This is a genomic window from Kribbella sp. NPDC050241 (assembly GCF_044459685.1).
Classification (GTDB): domain Bacteria; phylum Actinomycetota; class Actinomycetes; order Propionibacteriales; family Kribbellaceae; genus Kribbella.
The window spans coordinates 720,316-734,890 of sequence record NZ_JBITJE010000001.1 but is presented as its reverse complement, the minus strand read 5'-3'; the positions used below and the strand labels follow the sequence as shown (position 1 = coordinate 734,890).

17 protein-coding genes are annotated in these 14,575 nt (G+C 70.2%); 4 read left to right on the top strand and 13 right to left on the bottom strand.

Annotation, left to right across the window (positions count from 1 at the left end; genetic code table 11):
- The first annotated feature begins 253 nt into the window (after nt 1-253).
- Together ACIBG5_RS03355 and ACIBG5_RS03350 are read left to right on the top strand one after the other, a co-directional pair.
- Entirely contained in the window at nt 254-622 is a 369-nt protein-coding gene (locus tag ACIBG5_RS03355; RefSeq protein WP_360439857.1) for a YciI family protein, read from the top strand.
- Complete coding sequence (locus ACIBG5_RS03350; RefSeq protein WP_396389814.1) at nt 622-1,809, top strand: RNA polymerase sigma factor; 1,188 nt, start codon at nt 622-624, stop codon at nt 1,807-1,809. Before ACIBG5_RS03355 ends, ACIBG5_RS03350 begins: the two co-directional genes overlap by 1 nt.
- On the opposite strand, the gene ACIBG5_RS03345 is transcribed toward ACIBG5_RS03350, so the two are convergent.
- The 5 genes from ACIBG5_RS03345 to ACIBG5_RS03325 form a co-directional block, all read right to left on the bottom strand.
- Nucleotides 1,806-2,573 carry a class I SAM-dependent methyltransferase gene (locus ACIBG5_RS03345; protein ID WP_396389813.1) on the bottom strand — a complete coding sequence of 256 codons (768 nt, stop codon included), beginning with the start codon at nt 2,571-2,573 and terminating at the stop codon, nt 1,806-1,808. The genes ACIBG5_RS03350 and ACIBG5_RS03345 overlap by 4 nt on opposite strands.
- On the bottom strand, nt 2,570-3,382 hold the full coding sequence (locus tag ACIBG5_RS03340) for a hypothetical protein (protein ID WP_396389812.1): 813 nt from the start codon (nt 3,380-3,382) through the stop codon (nt 2,570-2,572). Before ACIBG5_RS03340 ends, ACIBG5_RS03345 begins: the two co-directional genes overlap by 4 nt.
- Complete coding sequence (locus ACIBG5_RS03335; protein WP_396389811.1) at nt 3,379-3,762, bottom strand: VOC family protein; 384 nt, start codon at nt 3,760-3,762, stop codon at nt 3,379-3,381. The genes ACIBG5_RS03340 and ACIBG5_RS03335 overlap by 4 nt, the downstream gene beginning before the upstream one ends.
- 94 nt (nt 3,763-3,856) lie before the next feature.
- Nucleotides 3,857-5,452, bottom strand: a complete 1,596-nt coding sequence (locus ACIBG5_RS03330; protein WP_396389810.1) for a DNA polymerase Y family protein — start codon at nt 5,450-5,452, stop codon at nt 3,857-3,859.
- A gap of 40 nt (nt 5,453-5,492) precedes the next feature.
- The gene (locus ACIBG5_RS03325) at nt 5,493-6,533 is read right to left on the bottom strand and encodes a hypothetical protein (RefSeq protein ID WP_396389809.1); all 1,041 of its coding nucleotides are present in this window, start codon (nt 6,531-6,533) and stop codon (nt 5,493-5,495) included.
- 459 nt (nt 6,534-6,992) lie between these two features.
- On the opposite strand from ACIBG5_RS03325, the gene ACIBG5_RS03320 reads away from it, so the two are divergent.
- Both ACIBG5_RS03320 and ACIBG5_RS03315 read left to right on the top strand, forming a co-directional pair.
- Nucleotides 6,993-7,457, top strand: a complete 465-nt coding sequence (locus tag ACIBG5_RS03320; protein ID WP_396390758.1) for a PPOX class F420-dependent oxidoreductase — start codon at nt 6,993-6,995, stop codon at nt 7,455-7,457.
- Between the two features lie 7 nt (nt 7,458-7,464).
- Nucleotides 7,465-8,181 carry a PIG-L family deacetylase gene (locus tag ACIBG5_RS03315; RefSeq protein WP_396389808.1) on the top strand — a complete coding sequence of 239 codons (717 nt, stop codon included), beginning with the start codon at nt 7,465-7,467 and terminating at the stop codon, nt 8,179-8,181.
- Here ACIBG5_RS03315 and ACIBG5_RS03310 read toward each other — a convergent pair.
- The 8 genes from ACIBG5_RS03310 to ACIBG5_RS03275 all read right to left on the bottom strand — a co-directional run bounded on the left by ACIBG5_RS03310 (nt 8,178) and on the right by ACIBG5_RS03275 (nt 14,566).
- On the bottom strand, nt 8,178-8,897 hold the full coding sequence (locus tag ACIBG5_RS03310) for a GntR family transcriptional regulator (RefSeq protein ID WP_396389807.1): 720 nt from the start codon (nt 8,895-8,897) through the stop codon (nt 8,178-8,180). The genes ACIBG5_RS03315 and ACIBG5_RS03310 overlap by 4 nt on opposite strands.
- 117 nt (nt 8,898-9,014) lie before the next feature.
- Nucleotides 9,015-9,959 (bottom strand): zinc-binding alcohol dehydrogenase family protein, encoded by a 945-nt coding sequence (locus ACIBG5_RS03305; protein ID WP_396389806.1) that lies wholly within the window; start codon nt 9,957-9,959, stop codon nt 9,015-9,017.
- A 61-nt stretch (nt 9,960-10,020) separates the two neighbouring features.
- Nucleotides 10,021-10,920 carry an amidohydrolase family protein gene (locus ACIBG5_RS03300; protein WP_396389805.1) on the bottom strand — a complete coding sequence of 300 codons (900 nt, stop codon included), beginning with the start codon at nt 10,918-10,920 and terminating at the stop codon, nt 10,021-10,023.
- A gap of 1 nt (nt 10,921) precedes the next feature.
- A complete protein-coding gene (locus tag ACIBG5_RS03295; protein ID WP_396389804.1) occupies nt 10,922-11,311 on the bottom strand; it encodes a cupin domain-containing protein in 390 nt (129 codons plus the stop codon).
- The gene (locus ACIBG5_RS03290; protein ID WP_396389803.1) at nt 11,308-12,867 is read right to left on the bottom strand and encodes an FAD-dependent monooxygenase; all 1,560 of its coding nucleotides are present in this window, start codon (nt 12,865-12,867) and stop codon (nt 11,308-11,310) included. Before ACIBG5_RS03290 ends, ACIBG5_RS03295 begins: the two co-directional genes overlap by 4 nt.
- 3 nt (nt 12,868-12,870) lie before the next feature.
- Nucleotides 12,871-13,599: an SDR family NAD(P)-dependent oxidoreductase gene (locus tag ACIBG5_RS03285; protein WP_396389802.1), complete on the bottom strand. Its 729-nt coding sequence runs from the start codon at nt 13,597-13,599 to the stop codon at nt 12,871-12,873.
- Entirely contained in the window at nt 13,596-14,324 is a 729-nt protein-coding gene (locus ACIBG5_RS03280; RefSeq protein WP_360439907.1) for a GntR family transcriptional regulator, read from the bottom strand. Before ACIBG5_RS03280 ends, ACIBG5_RS03285 begins: the two co-directional genes overlap by 4 nt.
- The gene (locus ACIBG5_RS03275) at nt 14,324-14,566 is read right to left on the bottom strand and encodes a hypothetical protein (protein WP_396389801.1); all 243 of its coding nucleotides are present in this window, start codon (nt 14,564-14,566) and stop codon (nt 14,324-14,326) included. The genes ACIBG5_RS03280 and ACIBG5_RS03275 overlap by 1 nt, the downstream gene beginning before the upstream one ends.
- Nucleotides 14,567-14,575: the final 9 nt, after the last annotated feature.

The window sequence follows — 14,575 nt, the reverse complement described above, 5'->3', positions numbered from 1 at the left end:
CGCCACCGATCCCGCTACGCCCGCTGCAAACCAGTGACCCGATCGATACGCAAGGGTGATGCTTAGCCTCGATCCGTGGATCCTGGCAGCAGCGAGCAGGTGCTCGGCGGAGTGCAGCGCAAGGCGGAGGGCGAGGCTCGGAGTGGGTTTCTCCGTGCCTCGTCCTCCAACGCCGCGATGTGCCCGCCGAGTGCCGCGCAGCGCGCCAGGACCCACGGATGGAGGCTTAGCTTGGAGAACGGGAGGGGTGGCGATGAAGTTCCTGGTGCTGATCTACGGCAATCCGGAGTCGCGCAAGGTCTGGGACGCGTTGAGCGACGAGCAGAAGAAGGAAGGGATGGCCGGGTACGCCGCCCTGCACGAGGCGCTCGCGGCCCGCGGAGAGCTGGTCGCGTCGGAGTCGCTGGACGACCCCGCCGCCACCAAGCAGGTGCTCATCCGCGACGGTCTCCCGATGACCACCGACGGCCCGTTCGCCGAGGTCAAGGAGCAGTTGGCCGGGTTCTACCTGCTCGACTGCGACTCCATGGACCGTGCCGTGGAGATCGTCGGGCAGATCCCGGAGGCGCCGTTCAGCATCGTCGAGGTACGGCCGGTCCGCGATCTGTCGGCGTACACCTGATGCCGATCGAGGAGCTGCTGCGCGAGCAAGCACCTCAGGTCCTGAGCGCGCTGGTCCGCCGGTACGGCGACTTCGACGCGTGCGAGGACGCGGTCCAGGAGGCGCTGCTGGCCGCGTCGCAGCAGTGGCCGGGTGACGGCGTACCGGACAGCCCGCGCAGCTGGCTGATCACGGTCGCGTCGCGGCGGCGGATCGAGGTACTGCGTAGCGAGGCAGCTCGGCAGCGGCGCGAGGAGACGGTCGCGTTGGAGACTCCGCCGCCGGATCCGGCGCCGTCGGTCGACGACTCGCTGACGCTGCTGATGCTGTGCTGCCACCCGGCGCTCACGCCGCAGTCGCAGATCGCGCTCACTCTGCGGGCGGTCGGCGGCCTCACCACCGGCGAGATCGCCCGGGCCTTTCTGGTGCCGGAGGCAACGATCGGGCAGCGGATCAGCCGGGCGAAGGCGAAGCTGCAGGGTGCCCGGTTCGCGCTGCCGCCGGCGGCCGAGCAGCCCGAGCGACTGGCCGCCGTACTGCAGGTGCTGTATCTGATCTTCAACGAGGGGTACACCGCGTCGTCCGGCTCGTCGCTGCACCGGGTCGAGCTCAGCACCGAGGCGATCCGGCTGGCCCGGCAGTTGCGCGAGCAGTTGCCCGACGAGGGCGAGGTCGCCGGGCTGCTGGCGCTGATGCTGCTCACGGATGCCCGCCGGCCGGCCCGTACGACGGCCGACGGTGCGCTGGTGCCGTTGCCTGAGCAGGACCGCTCGGTGTGGGACGCCGGCGCGATCGCAGAAGGTACCGAGCTGATCGCCTCGACCCTGCGCGCCGCACCGGTCGGGCCGTATCAGCTGCAGGCGGCGATCGCGGCGGTGCACGACGAGGCGAAGCGCGCCGAGGACACCGACTGGCGCGAGATCCTGATGCTGTTCGAACTCCTCGAGACGATGGCACCCGGCCCGATGATCACGCTGAACCGGATCGTCGCCGTCGCCATGGTGCACGGCCCCACGGCCGGGCTCGCGCTGCTCGACGACGCCGACCCGGCGTTGCGGGACCATCACCGGCTGGCCGCCGTACGCGCGCACCTGCTCGAGCTCTCCGGCGACCGCGACGCCGCTCGGGATGCATACCAGGAGGCGGCGCGGCTGACGCAGAGCGTCCCCGAGCAGCTCTACCTCCAGGGTCGCGCGGACGCCCTCTAAGGTGCGAGCGGACGGCCCCAGCTCAGCTGGGCGACCACCTGCAGTTCCAGCACGCCTTCCTTCGCGTACGGCGTGACCGCCTGCTCGACCGCGGTGTCGAACTCGACAGCCTCCTCGTCGGACATCAGGTCCCGAGCGAGTGACGAGGTCGAGTGGAACTGCTCGATGTAGTCGGCAACGCGCTGCTCGAACGTGATCGGCGTGGTCCGCACCGTGCCCGTCGGCTCCAGCAGTCCCCGCTCCTGGATGGCATCGACCACGCTGTACGCCGGGTTGTAGTTCTGGTTGCGCGAATGACGCTTGGTCGTGACCGCGACGTCGTCCCACCACGGCATCTCCACAGGACCGTGCTCGATGATCACCAGCTGCGCGTTCGGTGCCAGGTGCGGGACGATCCGGGCGAACGTCTCCTCCCAGGGCATCCAGTGGATGCTCGCGCCCGCGGTGACCAGGGCGTACGGACCGTGCAGCTCGGCAGTCTCGATGCCGCTCACCTGCCAGCGCAGGTTGGGGTGATCACCGCCCGGCCGGTCGCGGCCCGCGTCGACCATCGCCGGAGAGATGTCGATCGCGTCGACCCGCTCGACCCTCGGCGCCAGCGGCCGCGCGATCGCTCCCTCGCCGGCGCCGATGTCGAGCACCGTCCTCGGCTCGTCGGTGATCAGCGCTGCGAGCCGGTCGAACACCTCGTCCGGGTACGGCGGACGATGCTGATACGCCTCTGCCACGGCCTCGTACTGGAACGTTCCCGCCAGGTCGCTCATGCCGACAGCCTCGCACGAACCTCGTCCATCGCCCGGTCGGTCGACCAGCGGGCCAGCTCCGGCCAGGTGTGCTCGCGGCGCAACGCCTGGATCAGGCGAGTGCCGACGAAGTAGCCGATGCGCTTCGGGAAGCCGGTCTGTCCGCTCATCGTGAGGTAACGACCGCTGACGGCGTCGTCCTCGGAGTCGAGGTCCGCCAGGATGGCCGCCTCAGCCTCCTGCCGCCGGCTCTCACAGTCGGCGAGCCAGTCGTCGTACCCGGGTCCGAACCAGAGGTGCTCGGCGAGGTCGTACTGCGGGAAAAGCTCCGCGGTCAGTGCGGTGGCGAAGCCCTCGCTGTAGATCGACTGGCCGAGGGGTCCGTCGTCGGGCCAGGGGTGCTCCGGCAGTGGGAGCTGCAGCGCATGGGCGATCTCGTGGGCTGCGAGGATCTCGGCCGACCGCTCGTCCGGGATCATCTCGACCGCCAGGTACAGGGTGCCGTTGTCGACCCAGCCGTTCGACGTACCCAGTCCGACCATCGCGACGCCGTGAATGTCGACGTGCTCCGCCTCCAGCACGGGTACGACGCGTGCCGCCGCCTCCTCGATCCAACGGGTGGCGTGTGGTGCGTTGGCGCGGATGCGTGCTTCTAGTTCGGGGTAGGTCGCAAGGGCCTTCTCCAGCCGCTCGGGCTCGAGGGTGCGTCCCGTGCGGGTGAAGTCGTTGAGCACTTCCGGGTGCTGCCCGGCGTACTCGTCCCACTGTCTGTTCGGGTTGGTCCAGAACTCCAGGAAGGCGGGCACGAGGTCCCGGACGACGACTGTCATTCACTCCCCCACACGGTCGAGTGTTCGGCGAAGTACTCCGGCTCGCTGTGCACCGGAATCACGCAGAGCAGGTGCCCACCGGGTGCCCGCAAGGTATGACAGCCCTGCCAGCTTGATACCTCGACGGCACCCAGCCCGGTCAGCCGCGCGACCTCTGCGGCGACGTCGTCGGTCTCGATGTCCAGGTACCGCGGCGCGTCGTCGATCGACTGGATCGCCAGCACATACCCGGGCACTCCGTCGTGCAACGACGTGAACTGCGGCTCCCCGGGCGGCGACGAGGTCCGCACCCCGAGCGCCTGCGACCAGAACCCGACCGCTCCGGGCACCTCGTCCTGGTGCACATCGATCAAGAACGTCGACACCCTGCTCCTGTGCATGCAGCCAACCTAGACGGGCCGCGGTCCTCCGATCGCGGCATTTCCGGTCGGCCGGCTGGGGCCGGCTCGGTCGGCTCGGCCCGGGTCAGTCGGCTCAGTCGTAGGTGGCTTGGGCTTGCCAGGTGGTTCGGTGCAGGGTGAAGAGCCAGGCGCGGGTGTCGGCGGTCTGGAACTGGAAGCGAGCCTGGCGGGACTCGGTGCTGGGGTCCCACCAGCGTTCGTGGGTCAGCCAGGGGCCGGCCCAGGCGGTGATCGGATGCAGCTTGTTGCTGTCGGCAACTTGTGGGGCCGGGTCCAGGCGGAAGGCGGTGGGGGCGCCGGTAAGGGCGCCGCGGGCGCTGACCGAGACCTCGCTGCCGTCCTCGGCGTACACCTTCGCCCGCAGCGGCGCGGGGAAGATCGTGGTGGGTGCGAGCGTCGGCCAGCGAGCCGGGTCGACGGAGCTGATCGCGCCCGGCCACGGCTGGTCCGGCGGATGAGCCGGCACCGGGCGGTCGCCCCACGGGATCAGGGTCTGCCGCTCCGCGAACCCCCGGCCGCCGCCGATCACCACCGACGCGACGGCACCGTGACCGAGCATGCTCTGCACGCGGGACAGCGCCCGGTGGATCCGCTCGTCCGGCCCGCCACCCCACAGCCCGTCGACATGGGCACCGACCGGGTCCGCCTGATCGGGGACCAGCCGCAGCCGCACGACGGGTGAGGTCAGCTCGCTGGTCGCCGTACCGCTCCCTTGCAGCTGCCAGCGGACCCGGTCCACCACGTCGGCCGCGGAGAACCAGCGCGGATGCAGCCACTCCCGCTCATGGATCCGGCCGGACTCGGTGCCGACCTCGACCCGGAGCGTCGTACACACCAGGCCGAGCTCGGTCAGCCGGGCGATCAGCTCGTCGGCGACCGAGCGGACCGCGAAGGCGACCTGGTCGACCCGGTCCACGGCCGGCTCGAAGTCGAGGGTCCGGGTGAGCTCGGGCGGGATCTCCCGGGCCACCACCGGACGGTCGTCGGACCCACGGGCCAGCCGGTGGGCGAAGGCACCGTCGGGACCGAACCGGGTCAGCACCTCGGTGCCGGACAGTTGCGCGAACGCACCCAGCGACCGCAGTCCGAGCCGGCGGAGCAGATCCGCGAGCTGCGGTTGCTCGAGTACGTCGACGGTGAGCGGCGCGAGGAACTCCGGCGACCCGCCGGGCGGGACCACCAGGATCCGCGTCCGTGCCGAGCTCGCCCGGGCCGCCTGCTCGGCCGCGAACGGGCCGTCGGCGATCCCGACCCTGCCGCCGAGGACCTCGAAGGTCTCGAGCCGGTCGAGCAGCTTCTCCGCAGCCTCGGACTCACCGCCGTAGAACCGGGTCGGGCCGCGCGCCTTCAACGCACACATGCCCGGACGGATCACCTGGATGCCGGGGGTGATCGCCTCCAGGCAACTGATCACCGGGTCGAACGCCCGGGCGTCGATCACCGAGTCGTACTTCAGGACGACGAGCTCGGGGCAGCGTGACTGCGCGTCCCGGGCGCGCAGACCGCGGCGAACCCCACCGGCCCGCGCCGCGGCGGAGGTGGCGAGCACCTTGCCCTTCTCGAGGATGGCGATCGGTTCGTCCGGGGAACGGCCGGCGGCCACAGCGGCCGCGGTCACCGGCCAGTCCGGCACCCAGATCACCAGCGTGCGCGTCAGCCCACCACCCATCAGCCCACCGCCACTGTGCAGGACAGCCCGTGGTCGCCCATCAGCCCACCGCCTCCTCCGGCCAGGCCGTTCCTTCGGCCCAGGCCGTTCCTTCGGCCCAGGCGGTCTCTTCGGGCCAGGTGGTCTCTGCCGGCCAGCCTGGGGCTTCCTCAGGGGCGGGGTCGACCGAGCGGATGGTGCCGTCCGGGGCGGGGAGCCAGAGCTGGTGCCGCCGGGGCCCACCGACGACTCTGCGGCCGCTCACCACGACGGTCGCCTGCCGCGCCGAGAGCAGCCCTTCGCCGTCGCCCAGGCCGGTCCAGGCGTTGCTCTCCACCTCCAGCCGTGCCTCGCTCCCCGGCCAGGAACCGACCGAGATCAGCGTCGCCTTCCGGGTCCGCAGGCGGGCGGCGAGCCGGGACGCCTCCCCCGGGGTCACCTCGCCGGGCGGCCTGACGACGACCACGGTCAGGGCGTCGACCAGCGCTGCGACGACGTTGAGCCAGTCCTGCCCGGGGTCCGGCACCAGCACCAGGCGCTCCAGGTCGACCCCGAGCCCCCGCGCCGCCTCCGCGCCGAACGACGGCATCCCGACCACTCCGCACCAGGCGCCCTCGGCGGACGGACCGGCCATCATCGCCATCACCAGGGCGGTCGAAGTACGCACGGAGTAGACCGCCCCGCTGCGCAGACCGGCCCCGGGCAGAAGCTCGGCGACAGCAGGCAGCGTAGGCAGCTGCCGATCCACCTCGCCGGCGTCCAGCGCCTGCTGCACCCGCCGCATCCGCTCCGCAGAAGGCACGAACCGAGCAGGCTCGGCGGACGAGCTGGAGTGGGACAAGGGGAAGCGGGAGGAGGTGGGGTCGGACAAGTCGCCGGGCGGGGCGGGGCGAGCAGGGTCGGTGGGAGGGGCGAGGTGAGCGAGTTCGCCGCCGGAGGGAGGGGCGGAGGGGGTGGGGCGGGTGGTGGGGGCGAGTTCGGGGTCTGGGGGCTGGGTTTGGGCGGCTTTCTGGGCCTTGGCTCGGGTGAGGAGCTGGCGGGCGTGGTCGAGCGCCGTGACCTTCTGGTCCGGCTTCTGGTCGATCGCGCTGACCCCCGTCATAGACCTATGTTCGAACACCTGTTCGATCATGTCAATGCGGCCGTCCACAGCCCTCGCGACAGCCGGAGTCCCGGCATGCGACGGGTCGATCATCCGCGGTTCATCACCGCTGTGCAGCGGATCGAGGACAGTATCGACGCCGCCTGGCAGCGGTTCTGCGCCGATTCCGGCGTCCACCAAGGTACGCCGGACGAGCGCGAACTGGCCGAGGTCGTGCTGCAGGACACCTCCGAGTTCGAGTGGCGCGTGGTGGACGGTGCGCTCAAGCAGCTGACCTGTCCGGAATGCGGCTCCGGCCTGGGCGCAGGCCCGACCGGTTGCACGAGTTGCGACCGGATCAACGGCTACCGGTTCGCCGCCCGCGAAGCACCTGATCAACCAGCTCACCGACGACGAACTGGAGCAACTGATCACCCCAGCGGACCTCCCCGCGCGCTGATCGAACATAGGGTGGGAGGCATGCCGAGGACCATTGCCACCAACACCAAGACCGATCTGGACGGACTGCTGGAATTCGTCCGGCCCCGTCACCACATGCTGCTGATCACCACCCGCGCGGACGGTACGCCGCAGGCGTCGCCGGTGTCCGGTGGTGTCGACGGCGAGGGCCGCATCGTCATCTCGTCGTACCCGGAGCGGGCCAAGAGCACCAACGTGGAGCGCGACCCGCGGACCAGTGTGGTCGTGCTGTCCGACGAGTGGAGCGGCGCGTGGGTACAGGTGGACGGCCGGGGCGAGGTCATCCAGCTGCCGGACGCGGTGGAGCCCCTGGTCGACTACTACCGGTCGATCTCCGGTGAGCACCCCGACTGGGACGAGTACCGCGAGGCCATGCGGACGCAGGGCAAGTGCCTGATCCGCATCACCCCGGAGCGCTGGAGTCCCATCGCGACGGGTGGGTTCCCGGCCCGGCTGGCCGACTGACCACGGGATGCGTACGGCGCTCGTAGTCCACGCCCACCCGGACGACGAGGTCTTCGCCACCGGCGCCGCGACCTGGGTGCTGAACTCCACCGGCTGGCGCGTCGTCCTCCGCGTCGCCACACCGGGCATGGGTACGGCGGCCGAGCGGCTGACCGGCTCGTGCGAGCTGCTCGGGATCGACGAATGGGACTGGCTCGGAGAGTCCGGTCAGTGGATCGACGACGGCGGCAGGAACGGACCGCGGACACTGGCGCGTGCTGACCAGGGCGAGGTCGCGGAAGCGGTCGAGAGGACCGTCCGCGACATCTCGCCGGAGCTGGTGCTCACCGTCGGCAGCGACGGCCTCACCGGTCACCCGGACCACATCGCCGTCTCCCGGGCCGTGCAGCTCGCCGTCCAGGGACATCCGTGCCGCACTCTGGGAGCCCGGCTGCGCGCCGAGGACGTCCGCGCCGGCGAGGAGCTCGTGCGCCAACTGCTGCCGGACGAGCAGGTCGGCTCCGGACAGGTGGTCGGCTGCCCCGACAGCAGAGCCCTGGAGGAGATCTCCGGCGCACCCGAGCTGTCCCGACGCCGAGCGATGGACCAGTACTACGACGGTCTCGGGACCAAGGCGCTCCCCGACCTCGTCACCACGTACGGCGGCCGCGGCGACGGGCTGCTCCTCAGAGCGGTCTTCGACGCCACGGGTTGGCAGCAGGACCGGTTCGAAGTAGTCGCCTAGGGCTTGGCGGAGCGGCGGGCCATCGTCTCGCTGATGCGCTGCATGGCGCCTTCCAGGTGGTCACGCAGCGCCGCCTCCGCGCCCTCCTCGTCGTGCGCGACGCACGCGTCCAGGATGGCCTGATGCTCGCGCCGGGTCTGCTCGATCCGCGCCTTCGTCTGCCGGGATCCGAACCGGTAGCGCTCGCTGTTCTGCCAGACCGGCTCGATCGCTCGCGGCAGCCACCGGGATCCGCCGGCCCGGTAGATGGCGAAGTGGAATTCGGTGTGCGCCTGCCGGGATGCGATGTTGTCACCGAGCTTCGACAGCCGCACGTGCTCGGCCAGCGCGTCGCGGGCCTGGGTCGCGTCCGAGTCGGCGAACCGGGTCGCGGCCGCCCGGACCGCCAGCGTCTCCAGGGAGAGCCGGGTCTGGTGCGTGTCGCGCAGATCCTCCATCGAGAGCTCACGCACCCACGCGCCCTTGTGCGGCACGATCTCGACCAGTCCGAGCGCCGCCATCCGCCGCAGTCCTTCGCGGATCGGCATCTGGCTCATGTCCAGCCGCTTGGCGAGCTCCTCCAGGCGGAGCGCCGTACCACTCGGGAGCTCACCGGAAAGGATCAGTTCGTGCAACTCGGCGGCGGCTTCTTCGGCGAGAGTACGACGGCCGGTCGGTCCCCCAGGTGTGAGCTCGAGTCGTCGGGTCATCGGGTACGGGCTGCCTCTCTCCTTCATCGCAGACAAGCTCTGGGAGGTAACCGTATCCGCCACCGGGTGATCTCGGGCATTCCGACAACAGATTGCCCAGCCCGGGGCATCACCGGTGTAGGCCAGGCAGCCTAAATCAGGCAGTCAGTTCAGCGTCGTCAAGTCCAGCAGAACGCGTCCGCCGATCGTCGACCCGTCCAGAACCTCGCCCACGCGGTCCGCCGCCACCAGTACGGCGTCCGCTCTGGGGCGTGCGAGCGCGATGTCCGCCAGCGCCTGGCCGACCGCACCGGGCTCGATGGTGGTCCGCTGGACGTTCACCGGCAGCACCCGCAAGTCCCGGCCGATCAGCTGGTGCAGGTCGATAGTGGTGAACTCGCCGGCCTTGTAACCGAGTACGGCGATCCGTCCACCCGGAGTGATGTGTCCGAGCACTCCACTGGTCACAGGACCGCCGACGGTGTCGATCGCGGCGTCGCACCACTGCAGCTCGCGGCCGACCTGCCCCAGCTCGTCCACCCGGACGATCTGGTCGACCAGCCCGGACACCGCATCGACAGGCTCCCCGGCCCAGGCCAGTCCGATCACCCGCGACGCACCAGCCGACCGCGCCACCGCAGCACACAGGCGCCCGACCAGTCCGCCGATCCCGGTGATCACTACCGACTCACCCTCGAGTACGCCCGCTACCCGCCGTACTGCGGTGTGGGCGGTCAGCGCGGGAGTCAGCAGGGTCACTGCGGCCGCGGGCTCCAGCCCAGCCGGCAGACGATGTACGGCGGCGTCCGGTACGACGGCGTACCGGCCCCAGAGGCCCTGCCTGGTGACGCCGACGCCCTCGCCGCGGATCACCACCGGAGTCCCTGCCTCGTGGAAGGCAGAGCCAACCACGACACCGGCACCCTCTGAGCCCGGAACGAACGGCTGGGTCGGCTGCTTGCCGGCCACCACCGACCGGTCCTGTTGGGTCACGGCGGCAAGCCGCATCTCGACCAGCGTCTCCCCCGGCCCCGCGGCCAGTTCGATGTCCTCGGTCTTGAACTGCAGTCCCGGCCCATGACTTCGCAGGACCGGCCCCCGTACGTTCATGCCTCTACCCCGTTCACGATTTGATATCTGATCACACCCACGCGCTGACGAAGAGCGCGTCTCACTGAGCGACAACCTCCTGAGCCAGCGGCCGGGTCAGCTCGTCGGCCGCGGTCGCCCGGGCGGCCACGATCGAGTCACTGCCCATCGGGAACGGCCAGTCGCTCCCGGCCAGCACCCGCTCCGCCCCGAAGGTCTTCCCGAGCAGCTCCACCACCCCCTCGTCGTACACCAGATCGTCCACGTAGAACCGGCGCAACGCCTCCGCCACCGGCAAGGAGGGCGCGACGATGCCCGGCCGCGCCTGGTCGATCCCGCGCTGCCACCGCCCCGCCACCGCTGCCGTCACCCCACCCCCATGGCACAAACAGAACCGGATCCCCGGAAACCGGCCCACCACATCCGCGAAGACCAGTGACGCCGCGGCCAGGCCGGTCTCGTACGGATTCCCCAGCAGGTTCGTCAAGTAGAACGACTGGAGGCGCTCGTCGTCACTGTGGCCCGGGTGAACAAGAGTGAAAGCCTCGATTTCGTGCAGCACCCGCCACACCGGGTCCAGTCCGGCGTAGCTCGGCGTACCCAGGGCGAAGCCGCTGAAGACGCCCTCACCGGCCAGCGACGCGGCAACAGACGGTGCCTCGGCATCCAGTAACGGCAGGTGGCCGAGCACGCGCAACTGCGGTGTGGCGAGCTCCCGAAGGCCCTGGTTGACCAACTCGGCCCACTCGACGCCGGCGTCGTAGCGGAACAGTGCAGGCGGCACAGACACGACCGCGCCGTCCAGGTCCTGCTCGTCGATCCAGTGCAGCAGTGCGGCCGGGTCTGCCAAACGCTTGAGCGGCAACCGCTCCCCGTCGACCAACAGCGAGCCGCTGTCGACGGCCAGCCCGAACTCACCCTTGTACGCCGCCGACAGGACGGTCGGCGGGATCAGGTGGGTGTGGATGTCCCAGCCACCCATGTCAGCGGGCGTCCTCGTCGTTGTCGTAGAACGACGGGCGCTCCGGATAGTGCGGCCCGTCGTACACCTCCAGCAGGATCGAGGTCTCCTCGGCCCGGGTCGGACCGTGCACCACACCCTTGGGGTTCCAGTAGAAGCTGCCCTTGGTCAGCGTGGTCCCGGTCGGCAGGTACACGTACCGCCCGGACAGGCAGAACATGAACTGGTTCGACGCGTGCTTGTGCTCCGACGGGATCCCGGACCCCTTCTCGAACCGCACCAGCGCGATCGACGCCTCGGTCTCCGGGTCGCGCCACAGCATCTTGTGCGACAGCCCGGCGAGCGACTTCTCCACCCACTCCAGGTCGTCCGTCTGCAGCAACACCTCCCGCAGCGGCTCGTCGAAGCTCACGGGACCTCCCGGCCGGTCACATGTGTGTACAGCTCCTCGGCCACACCGGCGGCCATCGGAGCCACCGCGGCGATGTGTCCATCCGGCCGGACCAGTACGACGCTCTCCGCGGGTACGCCGTACCTGTTCGTGGCAATGCTGCCCGGGTCGAACAGGGACCGGTCCCGGAGACCGGAGTCGTGTGGCGCGTCCCAGCGGGAGACGGCGTAGTGCTTCAACGCCGGCGAGTCGTTGACCGGGATGTCCGGACGACGCCGTACGTCGGTGAAGTACAGCGCGACGAACGAGTCGCGGCACAGGTCGTGGATCGTCACGCGACCAGTCGGGCTCTGCAGCACGAGGTCTGGCGCTCGGTCACCGGCCCGTACGGCTGGAGGGGCTGCGGCGGTGGCCACCATCGACCAGTCCCCTGTGCCCTCCACGTCCAGCCGGACGCTGAGCAGCGTGCGGTTGTACGCCGTCGCCCAGTCGCCCGCGGTCTCGGTGACGGCACCACGCTGGTGCGACATGTACATGCGGGCGGCCTCGGCCATCTCACCCGAGCCGTTGATCGCCACCGGGCGCTGCTCCTGCTCGTAGCCGTCCAGCAACGACGGATCGGCCCAGCCGCGCAGTACCCAGGCCAGCCGCCACGGCAGGTTGGACGCGTCCAGAGCACCCGTGTTCAGGCCCAGCGCCCACATCGGCGTGATCAGGTGTGCCGCATCGCCCATCAGGAACACCCTGCGGTCCGCAGTCCACTGCTCAGCGACCCGGTGGTGCACGTTGTAGACCACCGAGCCCATCAGCTCGATCCGGTCCACCTCGCCGATGAACTGCTTGACCTTGACCAGCATGTCCTCGTCGCCCGGCGGCTCCGTCCCCGGGCCGAGCGGGAACAGGAACCGCCAGTTGTCCGGCTGCCGGATCAGCACCATCCACTCGGACTTGTCCGCGAAGTACGCCAGATACGGGTAGTCGCGAGCGTTGTCCACATCCAAGTCGACGATGACGTCGATCAGCATGTACCGCTCGGGCAGGGTCTCCCCCACCACCTTCACACCGAGCGCATCCCGGATCTTGCTGCGGCCACCGTCACACGCGAGCAGGTGCGACGCCTCCAGCTCACGCGGCCCGTCCGGCGTCTCCAGTTGCAGTACGACGCGGTCGTCGCGCACCTCGAACGACGTCATCCGGTGCCGGGTCAGGACCGGCTGCGGCAGCGCGGCCGCGAGGATCGGCTCCATCTTCTGCTGCGGCAGGTTGATCACGAACGGGAACTGGGTGTCGTTGACCAGCTCGGCCAGCTGCACCGAGGCCCGCGCCGTGTTGGTGGCCCGGTCGATGTCACCGATCTCGTCGATCCGCAGCGCGGCCGCCAGGATGCCGTCGACGGCGCCGTACCGGTTCCAGATCTCCAGGGTCCGGCTGAGCGTCGTCCCGGCCTTGGTGTCGGAGGACAGTACGGCGTCCTCCTCGAGCAGCACGAACGGGACACCGTAGTGGGCCAGCCCGAGGGCCGTCGTCAGGCCGATCGGCCCGGCCCCCACCACCGCAACAGGCAACTGATCAGTCACACATCACTCCACAAAGCTCGTGAGCTTGGCAAAGGCGCGTTCCCGGGTCAGCATCGACCCGGTCATCGCCGCAGCGTCGGACAGCAGGAACAGCAACGGGCCGACCACGTCCTCGGGGTCGCCGATACCTATGGTGTCGCGCCAGTGGTCCCGGTCCGCACCGGCGTTCGCACCGCGGAACTGCTCGGTGTCGATCACCCCCGGCGAGACCACGTTCACCCGGACCCGGTGCTCGGCCACCTCCGCGGCCAGCGACTTGCCGAAGGCGACCAGCGCCGCCTTGCTCGACGCGTACGCCGACGCACCCGGATAACCGCCGGCGGCCATGCCGGACGTGAACACGACCACCGATCCGGACCGCCGCGCCACCAGATGCGGTACCACGGCCTGACACACCCAGACCACGCCGTCGAGGTTGACCTGAAGGGCGCGGGCCCACTCGGCCGGATCCGTGTCCAGCACCTGCGAGCGCGGCTGCACTGCCGCTCCGGCGACCAGACCGTCGATCCGCCCGTGCTGGGTCAGCACTGACGCGACGGCCGACTCCACCGCCGACCGGTCGGCCACGTCCACCTCGACGTACTCGACGGCGGCGTCGGCCGGCTTCACGACATCGAAGACGACCGCCGTCCCACCACAGGCGTTGACAGCCGCGGCCAGCGCCGCACCGATGCCCTGCGCGCCGCCAGTGATCACCACGACCTCGCCGGTCGCGTCGAAGCGCGCCTTCATGACGTCTCCTTCTGCTTCGACGGGCCGTGCTGATTCCCCTCGGCCCGCCTCGTCATGGTCTCGGTGATCCGCTGGAACGCGCCGGCCAGATGGTTGCGCAGGGCCCGCTCCGCCGCATCCGAGTCGCGAGCGACACACGCGTCCAGGATGGCCTGATGCTCCTGCCGGTTGCGCTCGATCAGGAAATCGGTCGGCCGGCTGCCGAACCGGTACCGCTCGCTGTTCTGCCAGACCGGCTCGATCGCCCTGGCCAGCCACTGCGAGCCGCTGGCCCGGTAGAGCGTGAAGTGGAAGTCCGCGTGCGCCTGCCGAGCGCCGATCGAGTCCTCTGCCCGCGACAACCGCAGGTGCTCGGCCAACGCGGCCGCGGCCCGCTGGAAGTCTCCGTCGGCGAACCGTTCCGCCGCCGCCCGCACCGCCAGGCTCTCCAGCGCCAGCCGGGTCTCGTGTGTGTCCCGCAGATCCTCCAGCGACAGGTCGCGGACCCACGCACCGCGGTGCGGGATGATCTCGACCAGTCCGAGCGCCTCCAGCCGCCGGAGTCCTTCCCGGACCGGCATCTGACTCATCTCGAGCCGGTTCGCCAGCTCCACCAGGCGCAACGGCGTACCGCTGGGGAGCTCTCCGGACAGGATCAGCTGGTGCAGTTCGGCGGCGGCATGTTCTGCGAGGGTACGACGGCCGCCGCGTCCGCCGCCGGGCAACAGCTCGAGTGGGCCGGTCATCACAGCACCTGCCGTACGACGGTGTTGCGCAACTCGCCGATCTTGTCTGCCCGCGTCACCACGACGTCACCTTCCTGCAGGAACATCTGCGGCAGCTTCGGAGTAAGGGATGTTCTCCCCCGTCGACACGCGCCGGTCTCGATCACCGCCGTCAGGTCCTTTGCCTCCAGCAACAGAATCGAGTCCTCGTCGAGCACGCCCGGACGCTCCTGGCCGGCGTGCTCCACCATCACGTACCGCATCTCAGGTCC

Coding starts and splice junctions, on each gene's coding strand:
- ACIBG5_RS03355 (WP_360439857.1), top strand. CDS start 254: ATGAAGTTCCTGGTGCTGATCTACGGCAATCCGGAGTCGCGCAAGGTC.
- ACIBG5_RS03350 (WP_396389814.1), top strand. CDS start 622: ATGCCGATCGAGGAGCTGCTGCGCGAGCAAGCACCTCAGGTCCTGAGC.
- ACIBG5_RS03345 (WP_396389813.1), bottom strand. CDS start 2,573: ATGAGCGACCTGGCGGGAACGTTCCAGTACGAGGCCGTGGCAGAGGCG.
- ACIBG5_RS03340 (WP_396389812.1), bottom strand. CDS start 3,382: ATGACAGTCGTCGTCCGGGACCTCGTGCCCGCCTTCCTGGAGTTCTGG.
- ACIBG5_RS03335 (WP_396389811.1), bottom strand. CDS start 3,762: ATGCACAGGAGCAGGGTGTCGACGTTCTTGATCGATGTGCACCAGGAC.
- ACIBG5_RS03330 (WP_396389810.1), bottom strand. CDS start 5,452: ATGGGTGGTGGGCTGACGCGCACGCTGGTGATCTGGGTGCCGGACTGG.
- ACIBG5_RS03325 (WP_396389809.1), bottom strand. CDS start 6,533: ATGACGGGGGTCAGCGCGATCGACCAGAAGCCGGACCAGAAGGTCACG.
- ACIBG5_RS03320 (WP_396390758.1), top strand. CDS start 6,993: ATGCCGAGGACCATTGCCACCAACACCAAGACCGATCTGGACGGACTG.
- ACIBG5_RS03315 (WP_396389808.1), top strand. CDS start 7,465: ATGCGTACGGCGCTCGTAGTCCACGCCCACCCGGACGACGAGGTCTTC.
- ACIBG5_RS03310 (WP_396389807.1), bottom strand. CDS start 8,897: ATGAAGGAGAGAGGCAGCCCGTACCCGATGACCCGACGACTCGAGCTC.
- ACIBG5_RS03305 (WP_396389806.1), bottom strand. CDS start 9,959: ATGAACGTACGGGGGCCGGTCCTGCGAAGTCATGGGCCGGGACTGCAG.
- ACIBG5_RS03300 (WP_396389805.1), bottom strand. CDS start 10,920: ATGGGTGGCTGGGACATCCACACCCACCTGATCCCGCCGACCGTCCTG.
- ACIBG5_RS03285 (WP_396389802.1), bottom strand. CDS start 13,599: ATGAAGGCGCGCTTCGACGCGACCGGCGAGGTCGTGGTGATCACTGGC.
- ACIBG5_RS03280 (WP_360439907.1), bottom strand. CDS start 14,324: ATGACCGGCCCACTCGAGCTGTTGCCCGGCGGCGGACGCGGCGGCCGT.
- ACIBG5_RS03275 (WP_396389801.1), bottom strand. CDS start 14,566: ATGCGGTACGTGATGGTGGAGCACGCCGGCCAGGAGCGTCCGGGCGTG.